Genomic DNA, 26,216 nt, shown 5'->3' on the forward strand with positions numbered 1-26,216 from the left:
CGTGCGGGTGGTCGGTCGGGCGGTGGTGGTCAGCGGGACAGCGGCATGGCGGCCGGATGCAGCCAGCAGGCGACGCTCCGCCGCGGGTCCCCGTCGCCGGGTGGGCCGAGCGGCGGCAACTCCTTGTCGCACGGGTCGAACGCTTTCGGACAGCGCGGGTGGAACGCGCACCCGTCCGGCATGGCTCGCAGGTCCGGCGGCGAGCCGGGGATGCCGGCGAGCTCGCGGCGCGCGCCGCGCAGCGCGGGGAAGGAGTGCAGCAGCCCGTCGGTGTACGGGTGCAGCGCCCGCCGGTACAGCTGCGCGGCGGGCGCCTCCTCGACGATCCGGCCGCCGTACATGATCGCGATCCGGTCGGAGAACTCGACCAGCAGCGACAGGTCGTGGGTGATGAACAGCACCGCGAAGCCCAGCCGCTCGCGCAGCTCGGCGAGCTGCCCGAGGATCTGCCGCTGCATCACCACGTCCAGCGCGGTGGTCGGCTCGTCCATGATGACGACCTGCGGCTCCAGCGCCAGCGCCATGGCGATCATGACGCGTTGCCGCATTCCGCCGGAGAGCTGGTGCGGGTAACTGTCCAGTCGGTCGGCGGAGATGCCGACCAGGCGCAGCAGCTCGCGCGCCCGGTCCCGCCGCGCCGCCGCCGTGCTCCGCGGCTCGTGCGCCTTGATCACGTCGAGCAGTTGGGTGGAGATCCGGTGCACCGGGTTGAGCGAGTTCATCGCCCCCTGGAACACGATCGAGGTCTCCGCCCAGCGGAACGCCCGCAGCTGCGCCGGGCTCAGGGCCAGCACGTCCACCGGTGGCCCGTCGACCGGGTGGTAGATCACCTGGCCGCCGCTGACCACGCCCGGCGGGGGCAGCAGCCGGGTCAGCCCGTACGCCAGGGTGGACTTGCCGCTGCCGCTCTCCCCGGCCAGCCCCAGCACCTCGCCCCGGTGCAGGGTCAGGTCGACGTCGCGGACCGCGTGCACCGCCGCGTCGCCGAGGCCGTAGTCGACGCGCAGTCCCCGGATCTCCAGGACGGGATCGCTCATCGCGCAACCTCCTTGCGGGGAGCCGGGACCGTGCGGGCCGGCGCCAGCACGGGGGTGAAGCCGACCCGCATCCGGGCGGTACGCCCGTCGGCGGTGCGGATCCGGGTCCGGCCGCTGCTGCGCAGCCGGGGGCTGACGAACTCGTCGATGCCGAAGTTGATCAGCGCGAGGGCGGTGCCGAGCAGCGCGATGGCCAGCCCGGCCGGGACGAACCACCACCAGGCGCCCTGTGCCAGGGCCTGCTGGCCCTGTGCCCAGAACAGGATGGTGCCCCAGTTCCAGGACGAGACCGACGAGATGCCGATGAAGGCCAGGGTGATCTCGGACATGACCGCGAAGATGACCGTGCCGACGAAGCCGGACGCGATGATCGCGGTCAGGTTGGGCAGGATCTCGAACAGGATGATCCGCCCGGTCCGCTCGCCGGTGGCCCGCGCCGCCTCGACGTAGTCCCGGCGGCGCAGCGACAGCGTCTGCGCGCGCAGCACGCGGGCGCCCCACGCCCACGACGTGAGGCCGATGATCAGCGCGACCAGCGTGTCACTGGCCTGTTCGACGATCGACGTGACGATGATGATCAGCGGCAGCGCGGGGATGACCAGGAACACGTTGGACAGGGCCGACAGCCCCTCGTCGGCGGCCCCGCCGAGATAGCCGGCCGTCACGCCGATGAGGATGGACAGGATCGTCGCCAGCACCCCGGCGATCAGGCCCACCACCATGACGCTGCGTGCGCCGACCAGGATCTGGCTGAAGATGTCCTGACCGAGGTGCGTGGTGCCGAACCAGTGCCGGGCCGAGGGCGCCTGCAGGACGTCGCCGCTGCGGGCGTCCGGGTCGTACGGCGCCACCCACGGCCCGATGACCGCGAAGAGGCAGTAGCCGGCCAGGATCACCACGCCGGTCGCGGCCTTGGCGTTGGCCAGGAAGCGGAACCGGCGCCGCTTCGCCCGGCCCGGCACGGCCGACGGCTGGGCCATCGCCCCCTGGCCGGGGATGACCTGTTCGATGCTCGACGGTGAGATTGCCATCGCTCAGCTCTTTCGGGTGCGCGGGTCGAGAAGCAGGTACGCGACGTCGGCCAGCAGGTTCGCCACCAGCACCGAGATCGTGATGATCAGGAAGATCCCCTGCATCAGCGGGTAGTCCTTGTAGCCGACCGCCTGGAAGAGCTGGTAGCCGAGGCCCGGGTAGGAGAAGACGATCTCCACCAGGAGCGTGCCGCCGACGATGAACCCGAGCGACAGCGCGAATCCGGAGACGTTGGGCAGCAGCGCGTTGCGGGCGGCGTAGCTGAGTGCGACCCGGCGCTCCGGCAGACCCTTCGCGTGGGCGACCGTGATGTAGTCCTCCGACGAGACGGTGACCATCATGTTGCGCATGCTGAGGATCCAGCCGCTCATCGAGGAGACCAGGATGGTGGCGGCGGGCAGGACGCTGTGCTGGATCGCGCTCGGGATGAAGTACTGGTCGAACGCCGGCACCAGTCCCGGCTCGTAGCCGCCGGAGGACGGGAAGAAACTCCCCGGCCCGGTGAACACCGCGATGGCGACGAGACCCAGCCAGAAGTACGGGATCGAGGACAGGAACGTGGTGGCCGGCAGCAGCGCGTCGATCCATGAGCCGCGCCGCCAGCCGGCGCCGACGCCGAGCGCGGTGCCGAGCAGGAAGCTGACGATCGTGGTGATGCCCACCAGACACACCGTCCACGGCAGGCTGTCGCCGATCACCGTGGACACCGGCGTCGGGAAGAAGGTGAACGACAGACCGAGGTCACCGTGGAAGAGTTGCCGCCAGTAGTCGAGGTACTGCTCCCAGACGTTCTCGTTCTTGTCCAGCCCGAACAGCACGCGCAACGACTGGATCGCGTCGGCGCTGATCCGGCCCTGGTTGCGCGAGATCAGCGACTGGACCGGGTCTCCCGGCACCAGCCGCGGGATGAAGAAGTTGAGCGTGATCGCCGCCCACGCGGTGAACAGATAGAAGATCGTGCGTTGCAGGAGGAATCTCATCGTGCCTCACCCAGGGTGGCGGCGCCTTCCTGCGCGGCCGGCGGTGGCGGCACGGTCGGGTCGGCGTCGGGAACGGCGGAGCCGGGCACGTCGGCGGCGACGGCGGCCGGGTCGTAGAGCCAGCACGCCGCCCAGTGGCCGGGCCGGTCGGCGATGGTCAGCCGGGGCGGCAGGTCCGCGGTGCAGCGGGGCATGGCGTGCGGGCAGCGGGGGTGGAACCGGCAGCCGGTGGGCGGGCGGATCAGGCTCGGCGGCTCGCCCTGACCGCGGTCCTTCCCGGCGGTCTCGTCGGCATCGTCGCCGGTGATGCGGTCGGGGTCGGGCGCGGACTCGATGAGCAGCCGGGTGTACGGGTGGGCCGGCTGCTGGGTGATCGTCTCGCTGTCGCCGCCCTCGACCATGCGGCCGGCGTACATGACGATCGTCTCGTCGGCGAAGTAGCGGGCCGAGGCGATGTCGTGGGTGATGTAGAGGATGGCGAGGTTGAGCCGCTCCTTGAGGTCCTGGAGCAGGTTGAGCACGCCGAGCCGGATCGAGACGTCGAGCATGGAGACGGGCTCGTCGGCGAGCAGCACCTCCGGGTTCGCGCCGAGCGCCCGGGCGATGGCGACGCGCTGCCGCTGGCCGCCGGAGAGTTCGTGCGGGAACACGTCCAGGAAGCGCTCGGGCGGGGTGAGGCGGACCCGGGTGAGCAGGTCGGCGAGGGCCTGGTCCAGGTCCGCGTCGGTCCGGCCCGCGTTGCCGTGGATCCGCAGCGATCGGGTGAGGTGGTAGCGGACGGTGTGCACCGGGTTCAAGGACGCGAACGGGTCCTGCAGGATCAGCTGGACCCGTCGTACGTAGGCCCGGAACGCCCGGCCGCCGCGCACCCGGGTCGACCTGCCGTGCAGGCGGACGTCGCCGGCGGTGCGCGGGTAGAGCTGGGCCAGCAGCCGGGCCACGGTGGACTTGCCGGAGCCGGATTCCCCGACCAGCGCGGTCACCTGGCCACGACGCAGCGCGAACGTCACGTCGTCGACGGCGTGCACGACCGCCGGCGTACGGGTGAAGAGGTCACGCAGCCGCCTGCGGACGGGGAAGTGCTTGGTCAGGCCGACGGCCTCCAGCACCACCTCGTCGGCCGGCGCCGCCGCGCTGTCGCTCAACGTCATGCCGAGTTCCTGTCTGGGGTTGCCATGTGATGGAGGTGGCCACCGCCTCCCCGGCCGACCGCGGCCGGGGAGGCGGTGCCGGGTGTCAGCCGTTGGCGGGCTTGAGGTGCAGGACCACGTCCAGCGCGTTCGGCTGGGTGGGCTGCAGGGCGCCGTACGGGTTCGAGTCGTCGGGCCAGCCGGTCCAGTTCTTGGTGCTGTACGCGCCACCGATGTTGTCCGCGCCGACCGGGATCATCGGCATCTGGTCGACGAAGACCTTCTGCAGCGTGTTCATCGCGGTGGTACGGGTGGCGTCGTCGGTCGCGTTCGCGTAGGCGACCAGGGCGTCGGTCGCCTCCTTGCTGTTGAAGCGGCCGAAGTTGCCGGCGGGGGAGGCGGTGCCGATCGGCTTGAGCTGCCGGCCGTCCATCACCGTCCGGTAGATGTCGTACGGCGTGGCGCCGCCCTCGGTCCACCGGAAGGTCGCCTCGAAGTTGCCCTGCTCGACGTTGCGGAACCAGGCGTCCTGGTTGGCCTTGTCGACGGTCGCGGCGATGCCGATCTTCGACAGACCGTCCTTCACGATCTCGAGGCTGGTCTGGTAGTCCGACCAGCCGGCCGGGTCGGTCAGCTTGATGGTGACGGCCTTGCCCGCCTTGTCCTTGAGGGTGTTGCCGTCGAGCTTGTAGCCGGCGCCGGTGAGCAGCGCCTTGGCGCCCTCGACGTCGACCTTCTGCTCCTGGCCCTTGAACTCGGGCGCCACGAACGCGTCACCGGCCGGGCTGGGCAGACCGGTCACGCTCTTCACCAGCGGGTGGAAGTATCCGGCCTCGGCCGTGGTGAAGATGTCCTCGCGGTCGATGACCATGTTCATCGCGCGGCGCAGCGTCGGGTCGTCGAACGGCTTCTTCGTGGTGTTGAGGTAGAGGCCGTGGATGCCGAGCACCGGCGGTGCCCACACCTTGTGGTGGGCCTGGTCCTTGGCGACGAAGACCGCCTGGTAGTTGGGGATGAAGACGAAGCTCCACTCCGACTCGCCGTTGGCGAGGGCGGTGGTCTGCGCGCTGTTGTCGGTGTACGACGTGTAGCGCAGTTCCTTGACCTTCGGCAGGTCCTGCCAGTAGCCGCTGTCGCGCACGGTCAGGGTCGTGGTGGCCGGGGTGAACGACTTCAGCGTGTACGGCCCGCTGCCGATCGGCTGCTTGACCGGGTCGGTGGTCGGGTCGCTGATCTTCTCCCAGACGTGCTTGGGCACGATCGGCACCCGCCACAGCACCTTCTGCTGGTTGACGAACTGCGGGCTGGACATCTTGATCGTGACCTCGTTGCCGCTCGCGGTCGCGTCGGTGTAGGGAACGCCCTGGTCGTTGAGGGCCGGGTACTTCTTGACCAGGTTGTAGGTGAACGCGACGTCCTCGGCCGTGACCTTCTGGCCGTCCGACCAGGTGGCGTTGTCGCGGATGGTGACCTTGACCGAGGTGTAGTCCGCCGACCACTCGGCCTTGGTGGCCAGCCACGGCTTGAACGGCTCGGCCGGCTTGACCGGGTTCCACATCATCAGCGGCTCGAAGATCTGCCAGCGGTAGCCCAGCGAGGCGGCGGCGGACGTGGTGAGGAACGGGTTGTTGTTCTCGGCCTGCGGTCCGTTCGGCATGCCGACGTTGAGCACGGTGGCCGCCTGGCCGTTCTTCTTGTTGGCGTTCGGGCTGTCGCCGCACGCCGCGACGCCGGTGGCCAGCGCGCCGGCCAGCGCGACGGCGAGGAACTGCCTTCTTCTCATGGAGGTCTCCCTCGGTGCTCCCGCGTACCTCAGGCGGGATGTGGTGGATGGAGGGTGTGCGGTGGTGCCACCGGCGGGCGGGCGCCCGTCGGTGTGGGTGGTGGGTTCGGCGGTGGAGCGGTCAGGTGGTGCCGGTCGAGGCGCGGACGGTGAAGCTGGTGGGGATGACAGTCGGGGTGTCGCGCAGCGGCGTGCCGGCGAGGTGGGCGATGAGGGTACGGGCGGCGACCGCCCCCATCTCCCGCAACGGCTGGCGTACCGAGCTCAGCGGCGGGTGGGTGTGCCCCGCCAGGGGCAGGTCGTCGAAGCCGACGACGGCCACGTCCTGCGGGACGCGCCGGCCGGCGTCGCGCAGCGCCTGGAGCGCGCCGGCGGCGGAGAGGTCGTTGTGGGCGAACACCGCGTCGAACGGCACGCCGTCGGCCAGGAGGCGCTCCACCGCCGCCCGGCCGCACTCGAAGGTGAAGTCACCCTCCACGACGAGGGCGGGGTCGATCGGCAGGCCGGCGTCGGCGTAGCCGTCCGCGAAGCCGGCGAGCCGCTCCCGGGTGCAGCCGAAGCGGCGCAGCCCGGTCACCACGAGGGGCCGGCGCCGGCCCAGGGCCAGCAGGTGGGCCGCGGCGGCCCGGGCGCCGTCGGTGTTGGTGGTCCGCACCGACGGAAAGCCCGGCTGGTGGCCGCGGTCGTCGATGAGGATCACCGGCAGGCCGCGTTCGTGCAGCTCGGTGATGTAGTCGAGGGTGCCCTCCGGCTCGACGACGAGCAGGCCGTCGAAGGACTTCGCGGAGACCTGGGAGGCGAACCGGCGCATCGACTCGTCGCCCCGGGTGCAGGTGAACAGCAGGAGCCCGTACCCCTCCGACTCGACCACGTCGGCCGCGCCCTGGAGCACCTCGCCCATCCACGGCCAGGTCAGCGCGGGCACCAGCATGCCGACCACCCGGGTGCGGCCGCGGGCCAGGCCGACCGCGCGGGCGCTGGGCACGTACCCCAGGTCGCTGATCACCGCCCGGACCCGGTCGGCGGTGCGGATGTGCACCTCGCCCTTGCCGTTGAGTACCCGCGAGACGGTCGTCTTGCTCACCCCCGCGCGGGTGGCGACGTCGGCGATGGTGATCGGCACGGGACCCTCCCGGGTCGCAGGGGTGGTGGTTCGGAACCGGTTGCGGAAGCGGTTCCGTCGCAGTCAACCGAAGTGGCGCCGGTCACGTCAATAACAGGCCGGTAACGAAACATGCCTAAGTTCAAAACCTTAAAAAAGTGCCGGAGCTGGCGGCCGTCCGTCCTCGCCCGGCCGGGGGCGCTGAGCTGCGTCGATGCCCGGCGCACACCGCGCTGATCCGACCGGCAGGTGATCCACTCCGGCTGCCGCAGGGCGGGCCCTCCGTGTGCCGGGTGACCCCGCGATGCGGCAACTCACCGCAGGACGGCGTACACGTCGCCCGAGTTGGCCGCGTGCGGGAGGCCGTTCAGGTGGGCGGCGATCTCCCGCGCGGTGCGCCAGCGGGGCAGGGCGAGGGCCATCTCGTCGCCGAGCGCGACGTTGAACCGGGTGAAGCCGAGCCCGGTGAGCCGGTCCAGGCAGCGCTGGGCCGGCCCCCGGGCGATGGTGGTGAACTCGAACGACAGCGCCGGCAGCGGACGGGTCAGGCCGGCCAGCACCGCCTCCTCGAAGCCCTCCACGTCGATCTTGACGAAGGCCGGTACGCCGTGCGCGGCGATGAGCCTGTCCAGGGTGGTGCCGGCCACCTCCACCGCGACGTCCCAGATCTCGTGCGCCCACCCGTCGGCCCCGGCGGCCGCCGCGATGAACTGGGGGGAGGCGGTGGAGATGGTGGGATTGGCCGAGTTGATGTGCAACCGCACCGGATCCGGGCGGGCGCCGCAGGCGGCCGCCACCACGGTCACCCCCGGGTCGTCGGTGTAGAGCGCCCGCAGCGCGCGGACGCAGAGCGGCTGCGGCTCGACGGCCACCACGCGGGCGCCGAGGCGGCGGAAGCTGCCGAGCCGGTCGCCGACGTGTGCGCCGAGGTCGAAGACCAGGTCGCCGGGGTGGACGAAGCGGGCGTAGAAGGCGTCCATCGCGGCCTCCCGGACCGGATCGCCGTAGTACGCCTCGAGGGAGGGGCGCAGCCCGGACAGCGCCGGGTCGGCCTTGAGTGCCTCGATCGCGGTGAGGTGATCGACCACTGCTCCGACCGTAGTCCCGTCCGAGCCGACGCGAGGCCGATTCGCGTCAGCCGGTGGCATCTCGAGGCTGGGTACCCAGCCTCCTAGGACGCCTTACGGGTGGTGACCGGGACCCGGGTGGCGCGTACATTTCGCCGGGGCGGAACACCGACGGGAAAGGGCGGGGCGTGGCGCTGATCCACCTGGTCCGGCACGGGCAGGCCTCGTTCGGCGCCGCCGACTACGACGCCCTCAGCGACCTGGGCCGCGAGCAGGCCCGGCGTACCGGCCGCGAGTTGGCCGACCGGGCCCGTACGCCGCTGCTGGTTTCCGGCACGCTGCGCCGGCAGCGGGAGACCGCCGCGCTGCTCGGCCTCCCCGGCGTCGGGCCGATGGTCGAGGACGCCCGCTGGAACGAGTACGACCACCGGGATCTGCTCGCCCGGTACGCCTCCGAGGACGCGGCGACCACGGTGGACGGCCGGGCCTTCCAGGCGTACCTGGACCGGGCGCTGAGCCGGTGGATCGACGGTGACGACGGCGGCTGGGCCGCCTTCGCCGACGGCGCGGTGGCGGCATGGTGAACGCCTCGGTGACCACGGTGCTGGCCGGGGCCGGCGGGCTGCACCTGCTCTCGTTCAACGAGCACGCACACCTGGGATCGTCGCGCAGCTACCGCTGACCGGTCAGGGCGCCTCGACGACCTCCTGGCCCAGCGGCCAGAGCGCCGCCGGCACCAGTTTGAAGTTCGCCACCCCGAACGGGATGCCGATGACGGTGAGGCAGAGGCCGACGCCGGCGACGATGTGGGACAGCGCCAGCCACCAGCCGGCCAGCAGCACCCACAGGACGTTCGCCGCGCCGGCGGCCACCCCGGCCCCGGGCTTGGCGACCAGGGTCCGGCCCAAGGGCCAGAGCGCGTACGAGGCGAGCCGCAGCGAGGCGACGCCGAACGGGATGGTGACGACCAGGGCGAAGCAGATCAGCGCGGCGATGCCGTAGCCGAGGGCGAGGACGAGCCCGCCGCCGAAGACCAGCCAGAGCACGTTGAGTACGAAGCGGAGCACGGCTCCATGGTGACCGGCGCGGGCAATGGTGCGGCGGGTGCGGCGTGGACGGCGTCAGCCGGCGAGGCGGGTGATCGCGGCGACCGAGCGGTCCACGTCCGCCTCGGTGGTGGTGGCGTTCGACACCGAGATGCGCATCAGCCGCCGTCCCCGCCAGGTCGTACCGCCCGCCCAGCAGGTGCCGTCCGCCTGCACGGCCGCCACCACCCGGTCGGTGCGGGCGTCGTCGCCGAAGCCGACCAGTACCTGGTTGAGCACCACCTCGTTGGCCACCTCGAACCCGGCCGCGGTCAGGCCGTCGGCGAACCGGCGGGCCAGTGCGCAGCAGCGGTCGACCAGTGTGGCGACCCCGTCGCGGCCCAGTTCCCGCAGTCCGGCCCAGACGGCGAACCCGCGTGCCCGGCGCGAGGACTCGGCGGTGAGGTCCGCCCCGGCCGGTGTGCCGCCAGAGCCGACCAGGTACGTGGCGGTGTAGGACATCGCCGCCGCATGCACGTCGGGCCGGGCGCAGAACGCGAAGGCCGAGTCGTACGGCAGGTTCAGCCACTTGTGGCCGTCGCAGGCCCACGAGTCCGCCAGTTCCAGCCCGTCGACCAGGTGCCGCGTGGTGGGGCTCGCCGCGGCCCACAGCCCGAACGCTCCGTCCACATGCACCCACCCGCCGTGCCGGTGGACCAGTGCGCACGCCTCCCGGAGCTGGTCGCACGCGCCGGTGTTCACATTGCCGGCCTGCAGGCACACGATGGTGGGGCCCGGAGAGCCGGCGCGCAGCACCTCCCGCAGCGAGCCGAGGTCGAGGGCGCCGTTCGGCCCGGCGGGCACCGGCTCCACCACGTCCGTGCCCAGGCCGAGCAGGCGCAGCGACCGGTCGATGGTGGCGTGCCGCTCGTCGCCGGCGATCACCCGGACCGGCGGGGCCCCGAGCAGCCCCCGCCGTTCGACGTCCCAACCCGCGTCCGCCAGCACCTGGTGCCGGGCGGCGGCGAGCCCGGCGGTGTTGGCCGCCTGCGCGCCGGTGACGAACCCGACCGATGCCGACGCCGGGATCCCCAGCAGGTCCTTCAGCCAGGTGCCGGCGGCGGCCTCGGCGGCGATGGCCGCCGGTGAGGTGACGGCGTTGAACGCGAGCTGATCCCAACCGGCGGCGAGGATGTCGGCCGCGGTGGCCGCCGGCAGCGCGCCGCCCACCACGAACCCGAAGTATCGCGGGCCGGCGCTGGCGACGAGGCCCGGCTCGGCCGCGGTGAGCAGCTCCGCCAGCACCTGTTCCGGTGGGCAGGAGGCGGCGGGCAACGGGCCGGAGAACGCGTCGGCCAACGCCGCCCGGTCGAGCGGCACCCCGACCGGCCGGTCCGGCAACGACCGCCGGTAGTCGGCCGCGTGGTCGGCGGCCGAGCGGAACAGGCGGCTCAGTTCCTCCACCGGCGCACCCTATCCCGCAGCGACCATTCGCGACGCACCCCGCACGACGGCGTGCGCCGGGTCCGGTCGTGGCCGTTGTCGTCAGGTCCCGATGCGGGCCGGACGGGCGGGGCGGCCGGCTACTGGCGGCGCGGCGCCTCCGAGGAGGACCTGCGCGCCGCGGCCGCCACCGCCTGACGGCGCCCGGCCCGGGCCCCCGGTACGCCACCACCACCTGTGCGCTGGCCGAGGCTCAGTCGAGGGTCCGCCGCTGCGGGTGGGGCGTCTCGCCGCGCGCCAGCATCTCGACGAACTGGGCGATCCGCCGGCTGCGGGTGTCGGCCCGCTTGGCGCTGGTGACCCGGTAGACCACCGAGTAGCGGTTCTGCGCGGTGAGGATGTCGAACATCCGCCGGGCCCGCGGCTCGGCGGCCAGCGCGGCCAGCAGGTCCGGCGGCGCTTCCGCGGCGGCCTGCCCGGCGTACGCGGCGTCCCAGCGGCCGTCGGTCCGGGCCCGTTCCACCTCGGCGAGGCCGGCCGGGTGCATCCGGGCGTCGGCAGTCAGCCGCGCGACCAGGGCCACGTTCCGCGCCGACCAGGGGCTGCGCGCCCGGCGCGGGGTGAACCGTTGCCGGTAGGTGCCGTCGTCGCGGCGCCGGACCTGGCCGTCGATCCAGCCGTGGCAGAGCGCCTCTTCGAGGGCCTCGTCGTACCCCAGCCGGGTGGGTTCGGTGGTGCCCCGCTTCGCCAGCACCAGCCACACCCCGGTCGGGTCGGCGTGGTGGGCGTCGAGCCACGCCCGCCAGGCGGCCGCGTCGGGGACGACGAGTTCGGGCGGCTCAGCCGGCATCGGCCGGGCCGTCCGGCAGGCCGATCCCGCCCAGGGGCTTGACGTCCAGCCGCTCGGGCGGCCCGGTCAGCATCCCCAGCACGTCGGCGATGCTCGGGGCGGAGCCGTCGGCGGCGGGAGCCGCGGCCAGCGCCGCCTGCACCGCCTCCTCGTCGGACCACACCTCGGTCACCCGGACGGTGTCCGGGTCGACCTGGTCCCGGCTGATCACGTACAGCTCGCAGCCGGGGAACCCGCGCAGGCCCTCGGCCACCCGCAGCAGCGTGTCGGCCAGCTCGGCGCCCCGCCCCGGCTGCGCGCGCATGCTCATCAGCCGTCCGATCCGCCCTGCCGTGTCCATGCTGCTCCCTCCGCCGCCGGGCGCGTCGGCACCGAGCGTACGGCGTGGTCGGCGCGGGACGCAGTCCGTCTCCCCGTTCGCGCCGCCCGCCCTGCGCGGCACCGTCCGGCGGCCCCGACGGCGCGAATGCGGTCGGGTGACCGGCTCCCACCGATGCCCAAACGACCGTTAAGCTCTGAGGGTGGGATCCGACGAGCTGTACCCGGCCGAGCGGCTGGCCGCCGCGCAACGCGCCACCGCCGCGGCCGGCCTCGACGCGTTGCTGCTCACCCCCGGCTCCGACCTGCGCTACCTGACCGGTTACGACGCCCACGAGGGGGAGCGGCTGACCTGCCTGGTGCTGCCCGCCGAGGGCGAGCCCACCCTGATCGTGCCGACCCTGGAACGCCCCGGCGCGGAGGCCGCCCCGACCACCGGCGTCCGGATCGTCGACCATCCCGACGGCACCGACCCGTACCCGCTGGTCCGCGCGGCCCTGCCCGGCCCGGTCACGGCCGTCGGGCTGGCCGACCGGATGTGGGCCGAGCAGGTCCTCGCCCTGCGCGAGGCGCTGCCCGCCGCCGCCCAGCGCCTCGCCTCCGAGGTGCTGCGCGAGCTGCGGATCCGCAAGTCCCCCGCGGAGGTGGCCGCCCTCGCCGAGGCGGGGACGGCGATCGACGCGGTGCACGCCCGGATGGGGGAGTGGCTGCGCCCCGGCCGGACCGAGGTCGAGGTGGCCGCCGACATCGCGGCGGCCATCCGGGCGGCCGGCCACGTGAGCGTCGACTTCGTCATCGTCGCCGCCGGGCCCAACGGCGCCAGCCCGCACCACGGCACCTCCGACCGCCCGATCCGCGCCGGCGAGCCGGTGGTGGTCGACATCGGCGGCACCATGCCGACCGGCTACCGCTCCGACTGCACCCGCACCTACCTGGTCGGCGGCCCTGCACCGGACGGCTTCACCGACTACTACGGTGTGCTGTACGAGGCGCAGCGCGCGGCGGTGGCCGCGGTCCGTCCCGGTGTCACCGCCGAGGCGGTCGACGCGGCCGCCCGCGACGTGATCAGCGCCGCCGGCTACAGCGACGCCTTCCTGCACCGCACCGGCCACGGCATCGGCCTCGACACCCACGAGGACCCGTACGTGGTGGCCGGCAACCACCGGCCCCTCGAGGCCGGCATGGCCTTCTCGGTCGAACCCGGGATCTACCTCGCCGGGCGGCACGGCGCCCGGATCGAGGACATCGTCGTCTGCACGACGGACGGCGGGCAACGGCTCAACACCACCCCCACGGAGCTCATCGCGCTATGAACGTCGACCGGATCCTCCCCACCGACGAGGCCCACGACCTGCTGGACCTCGCCACCGAACTCGCCGACCGCGAGCTCGCGCCGAAGGCCGCCGGCTTCGAGGAGCGCGCCGAGTTCCCCCGCGAGGTGCTGCGCACCCTGGGCCGGGCCGGCCTGCTCGGCCTGCCGTACGCCGAGGAGCACGGCGGCGCGGCCCAGCCGTACGAGGTCTACCTGCAGGTGCTGGAGATCCTCGCCAGCCGCTGGCTCGCCGTCGCCGAGGCGGTCAGCGTGCACACCCTGTCCTGCTACCCGGTCGCCGAGTACGGCACCGGCGAGCAGCGCAAGCTGCTGCCCGACATGATCGGCGGGGAGCTGCTCGGGGCGTACTGCCTCTCCGAGCCGCAGGGTGGTTCCGACGCGGCGGCCCTGACCACGAAGGCGGTTCGCGACGGCGACGACTACGTGGTCAGCGGCACCAAGGCGTGGATCACCCACGCCCGGGTGGCGGACTTCTACAACATCTTCTGCCGAACCGGCGAGCCGGGGCCGAAGGGCATCTCCTGCCTGCTCGCCGACCGCAACACCCCGGGCATCCACCCGCAGGCCGCCGAGCGGACCATGGGCCTGCACGCTTCCCCGGTCGCCCAGGTCGCCTTCGACGACGCCCGGGTCCCGGCGGAGCGGCTGATCGGCGGGGAGGGGATGGGCTTCAGCATCGCCATGTCCGCGCTGGACTCCGGTCGGCTCGGCATCGCCGCCTGCGCGGTCGGTCTGGCCCAGGCGGCCCTCGACTACGCGGTCGGCTACGCCAAGGAGCGCCAGCAGTTCGGTCGGCCGATCATCGACTTCCAGGGGCTCGGCTTCAGCCTCGCCGACCACGCCACCCAGATCTCCGCGGCCCGTGCGCTGATGCTCTCCGCCGCGCGGCTGCGCGACGCCGGCCGGCCGTACTCGATCGAGGCGGCGAAGGCGAAGCTGTTCGCCACCGACATGGCGATGCGGGTGACCACCGACGCGGTGCAGGTGCTCGGCGGCGCCGGCTACGTCGCCGACCACCCGGTCGAGCGGTTCATGCGGGAGGCGAAGGTGCTCCAGATCGTCGAGGGCACCAACCAGATCCAGCGGCTGGTCATCTCCCGCGCCCTCGCCAAGGGCTGAGGCCGCCCGTAGCCTGGGCCGATGACCGAGGCGACGGCGGCGCTCGACCGGGTCTGGCGGGCCGAGGCGGGCAGCATGCTGGGCGTGCTGGCCCGCCGCCTGGGCGACCTGGACCTGGCCGAGGACGCCCTTCAGGACGCCGTCGGGGAGGCCCTGCGGCACTGGGCCGCCACCGGCGTGCCGGGCCACCCCTCGGGGTGGCTGGTCACCGTCGCGTGGCGCAAGGCCCTGGACCGGCTGCGCCTGGACGCGACCGGCCGTGCTCGCCCGCACCCCACCTGCCGAGCCCACCGGCGACGGGGCGAGATTCTCGCCGGTGCGCATTAGCCTGTGGCGATGGCCTTCCCGCGGATCACCGTCGACCCCGACGTCATGGGGGGTGCGCCCTGCGTGCGGCAGTCGCGGATCCCCGTGGCCACCCTGCTGGCGATGATGGCCGAGGGCATGTCCGTCACCGACATCCTCACCGACCTGCCGTTCCTCGACGAGGAGGACCTGGCCGAGGTGCTGAACTACGCCGCGGACGCGGTCCGCGACCGGACGGCCCGCCGGGCGTGACGACGGGTCGGCCGGGTGCGGCACGGGAGCGCCGTCTCCGGTAGGTTGCACCGCGTGGAGGAGATCGACCGGGCCATCGTCGCCGCGCTGACCGGGGACGGTCGGCTGTCGTACACCGACCTCGCCGAGCGGGTGGGGCTGTCGGTGTCCGCCGTGCACCAGCGGGTCCGCCGGCTGGAGCAGCGCGGCGTCATCAAGGGGTACGGCGCGCGGGTCTCGTTCGAGGCGCTGGACCTGCCGCTGACCGCGTTCGTGGCGATCCGGCCGTTCGACCCGTCCCAGCCGGACGACGCGCCGGAGCGGTTGGCCCACCTGCCCGAGATCGACTCCTGCTACTCGGTGGCGGGGGAGGACTTCTACCTGCTGCTGGTGCGGGTGGCGGGCCCGGCGGACCTGGAGCGGCTGCTGCAGGAGATCCGGACGGCGGCCAATGTCACCACCCGCACCACGGTGGTGCTGTCCACCCCGTACGAGAACCGGCCGCCGCGGATCAATGGCGACCTGCCAGGTCGGGGGCGGTCCCGGGCGGCGGGGGAGCCGGCTGGTTCCACCGCAGGATGACCCCCCGGCCGTGCTCGTGACCGAGCACGCTGACCGTGGCGGTGTCCAGGCGCAGCAGCCCGCCGGCCGACGGTGGCAGCCCGATCCAGCGGGCGCCGAGCACCCGGAGGCTGTGCGCGTGCCCGACCAGGGCGACGCTGCCCCGGTCGAGCAGGGGAGCGACCCGGGCGAGCACCCGGTCGAGGCGTTCGCCGACCTGCGCCGGTGACTCCCCGCCGGGGCAGCCGTCGGTCCAGATGTTCCAGTGCGGCCGGTCCTCGTGGATGTCGGCGGTGGTGCGGCCCTCGTACTCGCCGTAGTCCCATTCGGCCAGGTCCGGGTCGGCGGCGTCAACCGCCAGGCCGGCGAGGTGGGCGGTGCGCAGCGCGCGCTGCCGGGGGCTGGACAGCACCCGGGCGAAGCGGCGACCGACCAGCATCGCCGCCAGGGCGCGGGCCTGCCGCTCGCCGTCGGGAGTGAGCTCCAGGTCGGTGTACGAGGTGTGCCGGCGGCTGGCGCTCCAGGCGGTCTCGCCGTGCCGGATCAGCAGGATTTCTCCCATCCGTCCAGTTAACCAGTCGCCCGGCCCCGCCGTTTACCTAGTGTCCTAGGAAGCATTGCCGGTGGTGGCTCCGGCCACCCGAAGAGCACGCGTTTCAGCCGGGCCGCGCCGGGGACGCGACAGGGGAGCGGGCCGTCCGGCCCGGCGTACCGCGGCAGCGGAGGGAAGTCCCATGAGCTTCACGGACAAGGCGAAGGCCAAGGCTCAGGAGCTGAGCGGCGCCGCCAAGGAGCGGATCGGTGACGTCACCGACAACGAACGGTTGCGGGCGGAAGGGGCCAGCGAGCAGAGCACGGCTCGGGCCCGGCAGGCCGGCCAGGACGTCAGGCAAGCCGGTCGCGACGTCAAGGACGCCTTCGAGAAGTGACCCGTACGGCGGCGGCTCCCCGGAACCTCCGGGGAGCCGCCGCTTGCATCCGGTACCGGGGTACGGGCTTACCGTCGAGGCATGGGCGCTGACGAGGAGGGCTGGGTGCCGCAGGCGTGCACCCTGCCGACGGTGGACCGGCCGCTGCGGGTGGCCGAGTTCGACGAGCTGTTCCGGACCGCGCTGCGCGGGCAGCGCCGGGTGTCACCGACGCGGCTGCGCTGGGAGTTGGCCACCGAGGCCGAGTCGACGGTCCGCGAGCTGACCGCGCGCGAGTCGCGGTGCTGCTCCTTCTTCACGTTCGCGGTCACCCCGACGCCCGGTGCGGTGCGGGTGGACGTGGCGGTGCCCGGGGCGTACGTCGAGGTGCTGGACGCGTTGGCGGCGCGGGCCGCGGGTGGCGGGTCGTGAGGGGGCTGCGCAGCGGGGAGGTCGCTGCGGCGGCCGGGGTGAACCCGCAGACGTTGCGCTACTACGAGCGGCGGGGGTTGCTGGCGGCGCCGGCGCGTAGCCCGGGCGGGTACCGGGTCTATCCGGTGGAGACGGTGACGCTGCTGCGGGCGGTGAAGGCGGCGCAGCGGTTGGGGTTCACGCTGGACGAGGTCGCGGAGCTGCTGGCGGTGCGGCGGCGGGGCGCGCCGGACGTGCGGTCGCGGGCGGTGGCGAAGCTGGCCGAGGTGGAGGCGCGGATCGCGGAGCTGCAGGGGGTGGCGGGGACGTTGCGGGCGGCGGTGGCGGCGGGTTGCGCGGATCTGGCGGAGTGCGCGACCACCGACGGGTGCCCGATCCCGTTCGAGGGGCTGCGGGCTGGTTAGGGTCGCGGGGTGACGGTGCTGCGTTCCCTGGTGTTGTTCGTGTTGGCCGCGTTGGCGGAGATCGGCGGCGCGTGGCTGGTCTGGCAGGGCTGGCGGGAGCACCGGGGGTTGTGGTGGGTCGCGGCCGGGGTGCTGGCGTTGGGGGCGTACGGGTTCGTGGCGACGTTCCAGCCGGACCCGCATTTCGGGCGGATCCTGGCCGCGTACGGGGGTGTGTTCGTGGCCGGGTCGCTGGCGTGGGGGGTGCTGGTGGACGGCTTCCGGCCGGACCGGTGGGACGTGGTGGGCGCGGCGATCTGCCTGCTGGGCGTCGCGGTGATCATGTATGCGCCCAGGGGCGCCTGAGATGTGCCGGTGCCCCGCGACCTACGGGTCGCGGGGCACCTTCGGGGTCTGCGGTCAGTCGTTGCGGTGGGTTTCCCACCAGGCCTGGCCGGTCTCGGGCAGGGTGTCGATCGGGTCGTAGTAGGCGTAGCGCTTGTTGAGCGCTTCGAGGTCGGCGGACTCGATCGAGGTGCGGTAGTTCTTGGTCCAGTAGGAGATGCCGCGTTCGCGGTCGTAGTCGGTGAGCATGTGGACCCAGCGCTTGCCGACGAAGGGGACGTCGCAGACGATGCGCGGGGTGGCGTAGCCGGGCAGGTAGCCCATGATGTCGTGCTGGAGTTGCTGGGCGTGCCAGACGGGGACGCGCCAGTGCTCGGCGTTGGGGATCATGTCGCACATGTAGAAGTAGTACGGCAGGATGCCGGCCTCGCCTTGGAGGGCGAAGCAGAGGTCGAGCAGGTCGGCGCTGGTGGCGTTGACGCCGCGCATGAGGACGCCCTGGTTGCGGACGTCGCGGACGCCGACGTCGAGGGCGGTCTGGGCGGCCTTGGCGACCAGCGGGGTGATGGACTGCCGGTGGTTGACGTGGGTGTGGATGGCGAGGTTGACGCCGCGGCGGGCGGCGGTGCGGGCGACCCGCTCCAGGCCCTCGACGACGTCGGCCTGGAGCCAGTGCTGGGGCAGGCCCATGAGGGCCTTGGTGGCCAGCCGGATGTCGCGGATGGTCTCGATCTCGAGCAGCCGCATGAGGTAGGACTCGAGGTTCTTCCACGGCACGTTGGCGACGTCGCCGCCGGAGACGACGACGTCACGGACGCCCGGGTGGCCCTTGAGGTAGGCGATGTGGGCGTCGTAGCGGTCGACGGGCTTGAGGGTGAGCTTGAGCTTGTCGACGGTGGGGGTGGAGTTGCCGACCAGGTCCATGCGGGTGCAGTGGCCGCAGTACTGCGGGCAGGTGGAGAGCAGTTCGGCGAGGACCTTGGTGGGGTAGCGGTGGGTGAGGCCTTCGGCGACCCACATGTCGTGCTCGTGGAGGCTGTCGCGGGTGGCGTAGGGGTGTGACGGCCAGTCGGTGCGCCGGTCGGAGGCGACGGGGATCATGTAGCGGCGGACCGGGTCGGCGAGGAACGCCTCGGTGGTCATGGGCTCGAACGGCACCATGGTGTTGAGCATCTGCGGCGGCACCAGCATGGACATGGTGGCCAGGTTCTTCTGGTCGGCTTCGAGGTCGGCGTAGAAGGTCTCGTCGACGAGGTCGCCGAGGACGGTGCGCAGCTGCTTGATGTTCTTGACGCAGTTGACCCGCTGCCACTGGGCGTTCTCCCACTGCTCGCGGGTGATGTGGCGCCAGCCGGGGAAGCGGGTCCAGTCGGGTTCGACCAGGGGGCTGCGGCGGTATTCGTAGGGCTGTCCGGCGGTGGGGACCGCGACCGGCGAGGTGCGGGGCGCTGGGATGGTCTCCACCGGTTGGGTCTGGGTCACGGCCCCTCCTCGTTGCGGTGCGGGTTGATCAGCGGTTGCGAAGGCTACTGGAAAATATCCGGTGAAGAAATTATTCTGCCGGAAGTTTTCCCGCGAGGCGAGCCCTGGCCAGGGGTTCGAGCGGCTGGACATAGGGGGTCGGCGTGACGTCACCGGTGGGCCTGCACCGCGTTGTGGAACCGGCGGGGGTGCTGCCGCAGGCGGCGTGGCGCCTCGATCCGGACCCGCGGATCGCCGCGAATGAGGTGCGGATCCGGGTGGAGCGGCTGAATCTGGACGCGGCGAGCTTCCGGCAGCTGTCGGAGAAGCACGGCGGTGACGGGGAGAAGGTCCGCGCCGAGGTGTTGGAGATCATCTCCACCCGGGGGAAGATGCAGAACCCGGTGACCGGTTCGGGCGGCATGCTGATCGGCACGGTCGAGGAGGCGGGGAAGCGGTCCCCGCTGGGGCTGACGCCGGGTGACCGGGTGGCCACGCTGGTGTCGCTGACGTTGACCCCGCTGATGATCCTCGACGGGCTGGCCCGGTGGGACGGGCGCAGCGAGCAGGTGCCCTGCGACGGGTACGCGATCCTGTTCGCCCGGTCGATCGCGGCGGTGCTGCCGGCGGACCTGCATCCGGAGCTGTCCCTGGCGGTGCTGGACGTGTGCGGGGCGCCGGCGTTGACCGCCCGGGTGGTCGCCGAGCAGGTGGCGCGGCGCGGCCGGGAGGGTGACCCGCGGCCGGTGAGCGTGGCGGTGATCGGCGGGGCCGGCAAGAGCGGGTCGCTGTCCCTCGCCGCGGCGCGGCGGGCGGGTGCGGGCCGTACGGTCGGGGTGGTGCCGGTGGCGGGGGAGCGGGACGCGCTCGAAGCGGCCGGTCTGGCGGACGTGGTGGCGTTGGCCGACGCCCGGGACCCGGTGGGCCTGTCCACGGCGGTGACCACGGCGCTGGGCGTCGCGGCGGACGTGACGGTGGTGTGCGTGGACGTGCCGGGGTGTGAGCACGGGGCGGTGCTGGCCACCGAGGACGGCGGCACGGTGATCTTCTTCTCGATGGCGACGAGCTTCGCGGCGGCGGCGCTGGGCGCGGAGGGCCTGGCGGCGGACGTGACGATGCTGGTCGGCAACGGGTACGTGCCGGGTCACGCGGAGTTGGCGCTGGACCTGCTGCGCGCCGAGCCGGGGGTGCGTCGTCTGTTCGAGGCCAGGTTGGCGGCAGACTGACACCATGACGAACCCCTCGACCTTGTACCGCGGCGGAGTGCTGCACTGTCCGGCCGATCCGAGCGCCACGGCGTTGCTGGTGCGGGACGGCCGGATCGCCTGGTTGGGCGCCCCCCCCCCCCCCCCGGCCGCCGACCGGGTGGTGGAGTTGGACGGGGCGTTGGTGACGCCGGCGTTCGTGGACGCCCACGTGCACGCCACGGACACCGGGTTGGCCCTGTCGGGCCTCGATCTGTCGGGTGCCTACTCGGCGGGTGCGGTGTGCGAGGCGGTGGCGGCGTTCGCGGCGACACTGCCCGCCGACGCCGTGGTGCTCGGACACGGGTGGGACGAGTCCACCTGGTCGGACCGGACGCTGCCGGACGCGACCGCGCTGGACCGGGCGGCCGGGGGCCGGAAGGTGTACCTGTCGCAGGCGTCGATCCATTCGGCGCTGGTGTCGGCGGCGCTCTTGGCGGCCTGCCCGGACGCGGCGGCCGCGGCGGGCTACGACCCGTCGGGTTGGCTGCGGCGTGACGCGCATCACGTGGTGCGGGCGGCGGCGTTCGCGTCGGTGACCCGCGCGCAGCGGGTCGCGGCGCAGCGGCGGGCGCTGGAGCACGCGGCCTCGCTGGGGATCGCCGCGGTGCACGAGTGCGGTGGCCCGGAGATCTCCGACGAGGAGGACTTCACCGGGCTGCTGGCCATCTCCGGGTCCGGCGTTCCGGAGGTGTACGGGTACTGGGGTGAGCTGCTGGGCGCGGCGCGGGCCCGGGACCTGGGGGCGGTCGGCGCGGGTGGCGACCTGTTCGCCGACGGGGCGCTGGGGTCGCGGACGGCGCATGTGTCGGCGGCGTACCTGGACGGGGAGTCGGGTGGCTGCGGGCACGGGTACGTCAGCGCCGAGCAGGTGCGTGACCATCTGCTGGACTGCGCGGCGCACGGCCTGCAGGGCGGTTTCCACGCCATCGGCGACGCGGCGATCTCCACGGTGCTGGAGGGGTTCACGCTGGCGGCGGAGAAGCTGGGCGTGGACCGGCTGCGGGCGGCCCGGCATCGGGTGGAGCACGCGGAGATCATGAACAAGCGGCTGATCGCCGGGTTCGTGGAGTACGGCATCGTCGCGTCGATGCAGCCGGCGTTCGACCGGCTGTGGGGTGGCGCGGGTCGGATGTACGAGTCGCGGTTGGGGTTGTCCCGGTCGTTGGAGTCCAACCCGATGGGCGCCATGCACTCGGTCGGGGTGGCCCTGGCGTTCGGGTCGGACTCGCCGGTGACGCCGCTGGACCCGTGGGGGTCGGTGCGGGCGGCGGCGGCGCACCACAACCCGGTGCAGCGGATGAGCGTGCGGGCGGCGTTCGCCGCGCACACCCGTGGCGGGTGGCGGGCGGTGCACCTGGACAACGAGGGTGTGCTGGCGCTGGGCGCGCCGGCCACGTTCGCGGTGTGGTCCACCCCGGCCGGGGTGGAGCGGGGTCTGCCGGTGCTGCAGGCCGAGGATCCGGAGGAGCGCGGCGCGGACGACCCGACGCCGTTGCCGGTGTGCCGGGCCACGGTGCTGCGCGGTGACGTGATCCATGAGGAAGGGTCCGCGTGAGTGGGCTGCCAGAGGAAGGGTGTTCGTGACAGGGAAGCTTGGGCTGGATCCGGCGCTGGTGGCGCGGGCGCGGGAGTTGGCGCGCCGGGCCGGGCAGCCGGTGGTGGATCTGGCGCGCAGCCACACCACGGTGTCGGTGGAGCGGGCGGTGCTGCGGCTGGCCGGGGTGACCGGCGCGGACCCGGACGGCATCCCGTGGGTGAATCGGCTGGTCGACGCGGTGGTGGCCGACGTGGGCCTGGGGCACGGGGTGGCCCTGCCGGTGTTCGACGCGCTCGCGCGGGAGCAGATCAGCGACGTGACGTTGCTGGCGCAGAAGGCCGCCGCCGGGTCGGTGCGGTTCAGCCAGCCCAGCGGGAAGGCGGCCACCGCCGCGCGTAAGGCGGCCGGCCGGGCGGTCGCCGCCGGGGTCCGGCAGATCGACCGGCGCCGCGCCGAGCGGGACCGCCTGGTGAAGCGGTACGGGGACCCGAAGCAGCGGCCGTGGATCTACCTGATCGTGGCGACCGGTGACATCTACGAGGACATCCCGCAGGCGCAGGCCGCCGCCCGTGCCGGCGCGGACATCATCGCGGTGATCCGGTCCACCGGGCAGTCGCTGCTGGACTACGTGCCCGAGGGCGCCACCCGGGAGGGGTTCGCCGGCACGTACGCCACGCAGGAGAACTTCCGGCTGATGCGGGCGGCGCTGGACGAGTCGTCGAAGGAGTTGGGCCGGTACGTGCGGCTGACGAACTACGCGTCGGGCCTGTGCATGCCGGAGATGGCCACCCTGGCCGGCCTGGAACGGCTGGACATGATGCTCAACGACTCGATGTACGGGATCCTGTTCCGCGACATCAACCCCATCCGCACCTTCGTCGACCAGCGGTTCTCCCGGCAGGTGCACGCCCGCGCCGGGATCATCATCAACACTGGTGAGGACAACTACCTCACCACCGCGGACGCGGTCGACGAGGCGCACACGGTGACGGTGTCGCAGCTGCTCAACGAGTACTTCGCGCACGAGGCCGGCCTGGCCGACTGGCAGTTGGGGCTGGGGCACGCGTTCGAGATCAACCCGGACCTGCCGGAGTCGTTCCGGCTGGAGCTGGCGCACGCCCTGCTGGCCCGGGAGTTGTTCCCCGACGCGCCGTTGAAGTGGATGCCGCCGACCAAGCACATGACCGGTGACGTGTTCCGCGGCAACCTGCTCGACGGGTTCTTCAACCTGGTCGGCACCATGACCGGGCAGGGCATCCTGCTGGTCGGCATGATGACCGAGGCGGTGGTGACGCCGTGGCTGTCCGACCGGGACATCGCGCTGCAGAACGTGCGGTACGTGCTGGGCGCCGCCGGCGGCCTGCACGAGGACTTCGTGCCCGCCCCCGGCGGGTTCATCCAGCAGCGCGCGAACCGGGTCCTGGGTGAGGCGGTCGACCTGCTGGAGCGCATCGGTGACCAGTCACTGCTGACCGCGATCGCCGAGGGCACCTTCGGGATCATGAAGCGGCCCGCTGACCGCGGCAAGGGCCTCGACGGCGTCGCGAAGCACGAGGCCGACTACTACAACCCGGCCACCGAGATCCTGGAAGGAGACCGCCCGTGACGGCCCCCGCGGCGGAGAAGAAGATCGTCCGGCCGTACGGGGACACGACCGGTGACGGCATGGTGCAGGTGTCGTTCACGCTGCCGGTGCCGCACGACAAGCGGGCCGAGGGCGCGGCGATCCAGCTGGCCAACCGGATGGGCATCGACCCGGCGATGCTGGTGCACGCCAAGCAGATGGGCGACGGGTTCACCTTCTTCGTCGTCTACGGCCGGGTCAACCACCTGGTCGACCTGTCGGCGGTGCAGGTGGTGGAACGGGACTTCCCGCTGCTGTCGGCCAAGGAGGTCAACGCGGTGGTGAAGCAGAAGCTGCGGCGCAAGTTGTCCGTGGTGGGGGCCTGCATCGGCACCGACGCGCACACCGTCGGCATCGACGCGATCCTCAACGTCAAGGGCATCGCCGGGGAGAAGGGCCTGGAGTACTACCGGGAGCTGAAGGTCAGCAACCTCGGCGCCCAGGTGTCCGTGCCGGAGCTGGTGGAGGCGGCCCGGCAGGAGAAGGCCGACGCGGTGCTCGTGTCGCAGGTCGTCACGCAACGCGACGCGCACCTGCACAACACCCGCGAGATGTCGGCGGCGTTCCGGGAGGCCATGCCGGCCGGCAAACGGCCCCTGCTGATCGTGGGCGGGCCCCGCTTCGACGAGACGATGACCGACGAGTTGGGCGTCGACCGGATCTTCGGTCGCGGCACCACCCCCGGCGAGGTCGCCAGCTACCTGGTCCACGCCCTGATCACGAGCAAGAAGGCGAGAGCATGAGCGACGCGCGACTGGGACTGACGGTGACGCACCGGCGGTACGTGCCGTACTCCCACGCCCACTACGCGGGCAACCTGGTCGACGGGGCGTACGCGCTGGGCCTGTTCGGGGACGTCGCCACCGAGGTGTGCATCCGCACCGACGGCGACGAGGGCCTGTTCGCCTCCTACTCGGACGTGCAGTTCAAGGCGCCGATGAAGGCGGGGGACGTGCTCGAGGTGACCGCCACCGTCACCCGGGTCGGCACCCGCAGCCGCACCATCGACTTCGCGGCCCGGGTGGTGTGCCGGGGCCGCCCCGACAAGAGCGAGTCGGCCGCGGAGGTCCTCGCCGAGCCGATCGTCGCGGTCACCGCCACCGGCACGGTCGTCGTACCGCCAGCGGCGTGAACGTCGCCGTCTGCGCCGACGTCGGGTCGACGTACACCAAGGCGGCGGTGGTCGACCTCGACGGCGGCCGGCTGGTCGCGGCGGCGTCCGCGCCGACCACCGTCGGCACGGACGTGCTGCACGGCCTGGACGCCGCCGTCGGCGCGGCCACCGCCGGCCTGGACGTGCGCGACCTGCCCTGGTACGTGTGCTCGTCCGCCGGCGGCGGCCTGCGGCTGGCGGTCATCGGCTACGAGCCGCTGGTGACCGCGCAGGCCGGCCGGCGGGTCGGGCTGTCCGCCGGGGCGAACGTGGTGCACGTGGCCGCCGGGCGGCTCGGTGGGGCGGACCTGACCGCGCTGCGCGCGGCCCGACCCGACGTGGTGCTGCTGGTCGGCGGCACCGACGGCGGTGACGCCGAAGTGCTCACCCACAACGCCACCCGGCTGGCCCGGGCCCGCTGGCGGGTGCCGGTGGTGCTGGCCGGCAACGCCGACGCCCGCGACGACCTGTACGCGCTTCTGCAGGCGGCGAAGGTGCCGGTCACCGCCGCCGACAACGTGCTGCCCCGCATCGGGGTGCTCGCCCCCGTCCCCGCCCGCGCCGCCATCCGCGAGGTGTTCCTGCGGCACGTCATCGGCGGTAAGAAGCTGTCCCGGGGCAGCCGGTTCGCGCGGCTGGTCCGCGCCGCCACCCCCGACGCGGTGCTCACCGGCGTGGAGGTCCTCGCCGACGCCCTCGGCGGCGATCTGGCCGTCGTCGACGTCGGCGGCGCCACCACCGACGTCTACTCCGTGCTCACCCCCGACGAGCGGGCCGACGGGCCCGGCCGGGAGGTCGCCGGCACGCTGTGGCGGGCCCGCACCGTCGAAGGAGACCTGGGCATGCGGTGGAGCGCCCCCGGCGTGGTCCGCGCCGCCGCCGAGGAACGCCTCCTCGCCCCCGGGGAGCAGGACGCGCTGACCGCCGCCGCGGCGGTCCGGGCCGCCGATCCCGGGTTCCTGCCCGCCGACGACACCGACCGGGCCGCCGACCGGCGGATCGCGGCGCTCGCCGCGACGGTGGCGCTGCGCCGGCACGCCCGCGGCGCCGCCACCGGGGAACGCGCCGGCCGGGACCTGCGGGACGTGAAGCTGGTCGTCGGCTCCGGTGGGGTGCTGCGCCACGCCGACCCGCGCGACGCGGCGGCCGTCCTCGACGCGGTCCTCACCGACCACGCCGGCGGGTGGCCGCTGCCGCGCGCCGCCCGTCCCGTCGTCGACGTCGACTACGTTCTCGCCGCCGCCGGGCTGCTCGCCGCCGACCATCCGGGGGCCGCCGTCGCGTTGCTGCGCCAGCACCTGGACCGGTGAGACGGTCGCCGTCCGCGCGCGCATCGAGACGCGCCGACGCGACACGCCGTGGCGCAACACACGACAGGCCCGGGTGGGTTGACAGCGGCGGGGGTCCACGCCGTACCGTCTTTGAGTCCTACCACGGGAAGCGGCTGTTGTTCGCTTCGTCCCTTCGTCCGCTGGCCGAGCGACCCGATGGGGTTGCGGCGGCCAGGTCCAGCGGGCGGGGGTCGGCGGGGCGGCGCGAACCGGCCGCGGTTACCGGTGTACGGGCAGGGTGAAAGGCACGGCCAGTAGACAACGGCCAGGCGGGGGCAGCCAGCTCCGCGTCCGGTCGGTCCGAAGGTCGGCGCCGCTCGTCCTCGCCCCACCGGCCGGGAAGGGCCTGGGAGCATCGGGGGGGGGGGGGAGGGGGGCCCCCCCCCCCCTCTTCCGTTGTTTGGGAAGGCTTCCAAGTTAGCGGGGGGGGGGCCGCCCCTTCCCCCACACAGAACGGAGAGAGCAGGGTCGAACCCAC

The 26,216-nt window shown here is 73.1% G+C and carries 29 protein-coding genes; 16 read left to right on the top strand and 13 right to left on the bottom strand.

The features are described from left to right. Positions 1-29 precede the first annotated feature (29 nt). The 7 genes from ACZ6S5_RS25690 to ACZ6S5_RS25720 all read right to left on the bottom strand — a co-directional run bounded on the left by ACZ6S5_RS25690 (position 30) and on the right by ACZ6S5_RS25720 (position 8,152). On the bottom strand, positions 30-1,037 hold the full coding sequence (locus tag ACZ6S5_RS25690) for an ABC transporter ATP-binding protein (protein WP_466004417.1): 1,008 nt from the start codon (positions 1,035-1,037) through the stop codon (positions 30-32). Continuing rightward, positions 1,034-2,068, bottom strand: a complete 1,035-nt coding sequence (locus tag ACZ6S5_RS25695; RefSeq protein WP_466004419.1) for an ABC transporter permease — start codon at positions 2,066-2,068, stop codon at positions 1,034-1,036. Before ACZ6S5_RS25695 ends, ACZ6S5_RS25690 begins: the two co-directional genes overlap by 4 nt. Before the next feature lie 3 nt (positions 2,069-2,071). Beyond that, on the bottom strand, positions 2,072-3,049 hold the full coding sequence (locus ACZ6S5_RS25700; protein ID WP_466004421.1) for an ABC transporter permease: 978 nt from the start codon (positions 3,047-3,049) through the stop codon (positions 2,072-2,074). Beyond that, positions 3,046-4,200 (bottom strand): ABC transporter ATP-binding protein, encoded by a 1,155-nt coding sequence (locus ACZ6S5_RS25705; RefSeq protein ID WP_466004423.1) that lies wholly within the window; start codon positions 4,198-4,200, stop codon positions 3,046-3,048. Before ACZ6S5_RS25705 ends, ACZ6S5_RS25700 begins: the two co-directional genes overlap by 4 nt. A gap of 85 nt (positions 4,201-4,285) precedes the next feature. Then, the gene (locus tag ACZ6S5_RS25710; protein ID WP_466004425.1) at positions 4,286-5,962 is read right to left on the bottom strand and encodes an ABC transporter substrate-binding protein; all 1,677 of its coding nucleotides are present in this window, start codon (positions 5,960-5,962) and stop codon (positions 4,286-4,288) included. Positions 5,963-6,083: 121 nt separating this feature from the next. After that, on the bottom strand, positions 6,084-7,085 hold the full coding sequence (locus ACZ6S5_RS25715; RefSeq protein WP_466004427.1) for a LacI family DNA-binding transcriptional regulator: 1,002 nt from the start codon (positions 7,083-7,085) through the stop codon (positions 6,084-6,086). A gap of 293 nt (positions 7,086-7,378) precedes the next feature. Further along, positions 7,379-8,152, bottom strand: coding sequence for an FkbM family methyltransferase (locus tag ACZ6S5_RS25720; protein ID WP_466004429.1), 774 nt, complete (start codon positions 8,150-8,152; stop codon positions 7,379-7,381). Between the two features lie 167 nt (positions 8,153-8,319). Here ACZ6S5_RS25720 and ACZ6S5_RS25725 point away from each other — a divergent pair, with 167 nt between their 5' ends. Next, positions 8,320-8,715 (top strand): histidine phosphatase family protein, encoded by a 396-nt coding sequence (locus ACZ6S5_RS25725; RefSeq protein ID WP_466004431.1) that lies wholly within the window; start codon positions 8,320-8,322, stop codon positions 8,713-8,715. A 102-nt stretch (positions 8,716-8,817) separates the two neighbouring features. Here the strand turns inward: ACZ6S5_RS25725 and ACZ6S5_RS25730 are convergent, their stop codons facing one another. From ACZ6S5_RS25730 to ACZ6S5_RS25745, 4 genes are all read right to left on the bottom strand, one after another. Next, positions 8,818-9,198 carry a YccF domain-containing protein gene (locus ACZ6S5_RS25730; protein ID WP_466004432.1) on the bottom strand — a complete coding sequence of 127 codons (381 nt, stop codon included), beginning with the start codon at positions 9,196-9,198 and terminating at the stop codon, positions 8,818-8,820. Between the two features lie 54 nt (positions 9,199-9,252). Beyond that, positions 9,253-10,620 (bottom strand): pyridoxal phosphate-dependent decarboxylase family protein, encoded by a 1,368-nt coding sequence (locus ACZ6S5_RS25735; protein ID WP_466004434.1) that lies wholly within the window; start codon positions 10,618-10,620, stop codon positions 9,253-9,255. Between the two features lie 232 nt (positions 10,621-10,852). After that, positions 10,853-11,449, bottom strand: a complete 597-nt coding sequence (locus ACZ6S5_RS25740; RefSeq protein WP_466004436.1) for a YdeI/OmpD-associated family protein — start codon at positions 11,447-11,449, stop codon at positions 10,853-10,855. Beyond that, positions 11,439-11,789 carry a putative quinol monooxygenase gene (locus ACZ6S5_RS25745; protein WP_466004438.1) on the bottom strand — a complete coding sequence of 117 codons (351 nt, stop codon included), beginning with the start codon at positions 11,787-11,789 and terminating at the stop codon, positions 11,439-11,441. The genes ACZ6S5_RS25740 and ACZ6S5_RS25745 overlap by 11 nt, the downstream gene beginning before the upstream one ends. Positions 11,790-11,964: 175 nt before the next feature. On the opposite strand from ACZ6S5_RS25745, the gene ACZ6S5_RS25750 reads away from it, so the two are divergent. From ACZ6S5_RS25750 to ACZ6S5_RS25770, 5 genes are read left to right on the top strand one after another with little or no spacing between them, the layout of a single operon-like run. Then, positions 11,965-13,080, top strand: a complete 1,116-nt coding sequence (locus ACZ6S5_RS25750; RefSeq protein ID WP_466004466.1) for a M24 family metallopeptidase — start codon at positions 11,965-11,967, stop codon at positions 13,078-13,080. Next, positions 13,077-14,219, top strand: coding sequence for an acyl-CoA dehydrogenase family protein (locus tag ACZ6S5_RS25755; RefSeq protein WP_466004439.1), 1,143 nt, complete (start codon positions 13,077-13,079; stop codon positions 14,217-14,219). Before ACZ6S5_RS25750 ends, ACZ6S5_RS25755 begins: the two co-directional genes overlap by 4 nt. 21 nt (positions 14,220-14,240) lie before the next feature. Next, positions 14,241-14,546: a sigma factor gene (locus tag ACZ6S5_RS25760; protein WP_466004441.1), complete on the top strand. Its 306-nt coding sequence runs from the start codon at positions 14,241-14,243 to the stop codon at positions 14,544-14,546. Between the two features lie 9 nt (positions 14,547-14,555). Beyond that, complete coding sequence (locus ACZ6S5_RS25765) at positions 14,556-14,777, top strand: DUF433 domain-containing protein (RefSeq protein WP_466004442.1); 222 nt, start codon at positions 14,556-14,558, stop codon at positions 14,775-14,777. A gap of 54 nt (positions 14,778-14,831) precedes the next feature. Next, positions 14,832-15,338 carry an Lrp/AsnC family transcriptional regulator gene (locus ACZ6S5_RS25770; RefSeq protein WP_466004444.1) on the top strand — a complete coding sequence of 169 codons (507 nt, stop codon included), beginning with the start codon at positions 14,832-14,834 and terminating at the stop codon, positions 15,336-15,338. Here the strand turns inward: ACZ6S5_RS25770 and ACZ6S5_RS25775 are convergent. Beyond that, positions 15,268-15,879, bottom strand: a complete 612-nt coding sequence (locus tag ACZ6S5_RS25775) for a histidine phosphatase family protein (RefSeq protein WP_466004446.1) — start codon at positions 15,877-15,879, stop codon at positions 15,268-15,270. The genes ACZ6S5_RS25770 and ACZ6S5_RS25775 overlap by 71 nt on opposite strands. A 172-nt stretch (positions 15,880-16,051) precedes the next feature. On the opposite strand from ACZ6S5_RS25775, the gene ACZ6S5_RS25780 reads away from it, so the two are divergent. From ACZ6S5_RS25780 to ACZ6S5_RS25795, 4 genes are all read left to right on the top strand, one after another. Continuing rightward, on the top strand, positions 16,052-16,246 hold the full coding sequence (locus ACZ6S5_RS25780; protein ID WP_466004447.1) for a CsbD family protein: 195 nt from the start codon (positions 16,052-16,054) through the stop codon (positions 16,244-16,246). Positions 16,247-16,327: 81 nt separating this feature from the next. Then, the gene (locus tag ACZ6S5_RS25785) at positions 16,328-16,657 is read left to right on the top strand and encodes a hypothetical protein (RefSeq protein WP_466004449.1); all 330 of its coding nucleotides are present in this window, start codon (positions 16,328-16,330) and stop codon (positions 16,655-16,657) included. Beyond that, the gene (locus ACZ6S5_RS25790) at positions 16,654-17,061 is read left to right on the top strand and encodes a heavy metal-responsive transcriptional regulator (protein WP_466004451.1); all 408 of its coding nucleotides are present in this window, start codon (positions 16,654-16,656) and stop codon (positions 17,059-17,061) included. The genes ACZ6S5_RS25785 and ACZ6S5_RS25790 overlap by 4 nt, the downstream gene beginning before the upstream one ends. 9 nt (positions 17,062-17,070) lie before the next feature. Next, positions 17,071-17,406: a YnfA family protein gene (locus ACZ6S5_RS25795; protein ID WP_466004453.1), complete on the top strand. Its 336-nt coding sequence runs from the start codon at positions 17,071-17,073 to the stop codon at positions 17,404-17,406. 54 nt (positions 17,407-17,460) lie between these two features. On the opposite strand, the gene ACZ6S5_RS25800 is transcribed toward ACZ6S5_RS25795, so the two are convergent. Then, the gene (locus ACZ6S5_RS25800; protein ID WP_466004455.1) at positions 17,461-18,867 is read right to left on the bottom strand and encodes a KamA family radical SAM protein; all 1,407 of its coding nucleotides are present in this window, start codon (positions 18,865-18,867) and stop codon (positions 17,461-17,463) included. 143 nt (positions 18,868-19,010) lie between these two features. On the opposite strand from ACZ6S5_RS25800, the gene kdd reads away from it, so the two are divergent. Genes kdd through ACZ6S5_RS25830 form a run of 6 tightly spaced genes read left to right on the top strand, consistent with a single transcriptional unit; the run spans position 19,011 to position 25,717 of the window. After that, positions 19,011-20,072, top strand: a complete 1,062-nt coding sequence (gene kdd, locus ACZ6S5_RS25805) for an L-erythro-3,5-diaminohexanoate dehydrogenase (RefSeq protein WP_466004457.1) — start codon at positions 19,011-19,013, stop codon at positions 20,070-20,072. Positions 20,073-20,076: 4 nt separating this feature from the next. Beyond that, positions 20,077-21,648 carry an amidohydrolase gene (locus tag ACZ6S5_RS25810; protein ID WP_466004458.1) on the top strand — a complete coding sequence of 524 codons (1,572 nt, stop codon included), beginning with the start codon at positions 20,077-20,079 and terminating at the stop codon, positions 21,646-21,648. A 25-nt stretch (positions 21,649-21,673) separates the two neighbouring features. Further along, positions 21,674-23,236: a lysine 5,6-aminomutase subunit alpha gene (gene kamD, locus ACZ6S5_RS25815; protein ID WP_466004460.1), complete on the top strand. Its 1,563-nt coding sequence runs from the start codon at positions 21,674-21,676 to the stop codon at positions 23,234-23,236. Next, entirely contained in the window at positions 23,233-23,997 is a 765-nt protein-coding gene (gene kamE / locus ACZ6S5_RS25820) for a lysine 5,6-aminomutase subunit beta (protein ID WP_466004461.1), read from the top strand. Before kamD ends, kamE begins: the two co-directional genes overlap by 4 nt. Next, complete coding sequence (kal, locus tag ACZ6S5_RS25825) at positions 23,994-24,386, top strand: 3-aminobutyryl-CoA ammonia lyase (protein WP_466004463.1); 393 nt, start codon at positions 23,994-23,996, stop codon at positions 24,384-24,386. Before kamE ends, kal begins: the two co-directional genes overlap by 4 nt. Then, positions 24,383-25,717 carry a glutamate mutase L gene (locus tag ACZ6S5_RS25830; protein WP_466004464.1) on the top strand — a complete coding sequence of 445 codons (1,335 nt, stop codon included), beginning with the start codon at positions 24,383-24,385 and terminating at the stop codon, positions 25,715-25,717. Before kal ends, ACZ6S5_RS25830 begins: the two co-directional genes overlap by 4 nt. Positions 25,718-26,216 lie beyond the last annotated feature (499 nt).

The sequence above is a fragment of the Micromonospora sp. NPDC051924 genome, assembly GCF_055586005.1.

Excerpts from the sequence above, each read along its gene's own strand:
- ACZ6S5_RS25690 (WP_466004417.1), bottom strand. The coding sequence starts at position 1,037 with ATGAGCGATCCCGTCCTGGAGATCCGGGGACTGCGCGTCGACTACGGC.
- ACZ6S5_RS25695 (WP_466004419.1), bottom strand. The coding sequence starts at position 2,068 with ATGGCAATCTCACCGTCGAGCATCGAACAGGTCATCCCCGGCCAGGGG.
- ACZ6S5_RS25700 (WP_466004421.1), bottom strand. The coding sequence starts at position 3,049 with ATGAGATTCCTCCTGCAACGCACGATCTTCTATCTGTTCACCGCGTGG.
- ACZ6S5_RS25705 (WP_466004423.1), bottom strand. The coding sequence starts at position 4,200 with ATGACGTTGAGCGACAGCGCGGCGGCGCCGGCCGACGAGGTGGTGCTG.
- ACZ6S5_RS25710 (WP_466004425.1), bottom strand. The coding sequence starts at position 5,962 with ATGAGAAGAAGGCAGTTCCTCGCCGTCGCGCTGGCCGGCGCGCTGGCC.
- ACZ6S5_RS25740 (WP_466004436.1), bottom strand. The coding sequence starts at position 11,449 with ATGCCGGCTGAGCCGCCCGAACTCGTCGTCCCCGACGCGGCCGCCTGG.
- ACZ6S5_RS25745 (WP_466004438.1), bottom strand. The coding sequence starts at position 11,789 with ATGGACACGGCAGGGCGGATCGGACGGCTGATGAGCATGCGCGCGCAG.
- ACZ6S5_RS25755 (WP_466004439.1), top strand. The coding sequence starts at position 13,077 with ATGAACGTCGACCGGATCCTCCCCACCGACGAGGCCCACGACCTGCTG.
- ACZ6S5_RS25760 (WP_466004441.1), top strand. The coding sequence starts at position 14,241 with ATGACCGAGGCGACGGCGGCGCTCGACCGGGTCTGGCGGGCCGAGGCG.
- ACZ6S5_RS25765 (WP_466004442.1), top strand. The coding sequence starts at position 14,556 with ATGGCCTTCCCGCGGATCACCGTCGACCCCGACGTCATGGGGGGTGCG.
- ACZ6S5_RS25775 (WP_466004446.1), bottom strand. The coding sequence starts at position 15,879 with ATGGGAGAAATCCTGCTGATCCGGCACGGCGAGACCGCCTGGAGCGCC.
- ACZ6S5_RS25780 (WP_466004447.1), top strand. The coding sequence starts at position 16,052 with ATGAGCTTCACGGACAAGGCGAAGGCCAAGGCTCAGGAGCTGAGCGGC.
- ACZ6S5_RS25785 (WP_466004449.1), top strand. The coding sequence starts at position 16,328 with ATGGGCGCTGACGAGGAGGGCTGGGTGCCGCAGGCGTGCACCCTGCCG.
- ACZ6S5_RS25810 (WP_466004458.1), top strand. The coding sequence starts at position 20,077 with ATGACGAACCCCTCGACCTTGTACCGCGGCGGAGTGCTGCACTGTCCG.
- kal (WP_466004463.1), top strand. The coding sequence starts at position 23,994 with ATGAGCGACGCGCGACTGGGACTGACGGTGACGCACCGGCGGTACGTG.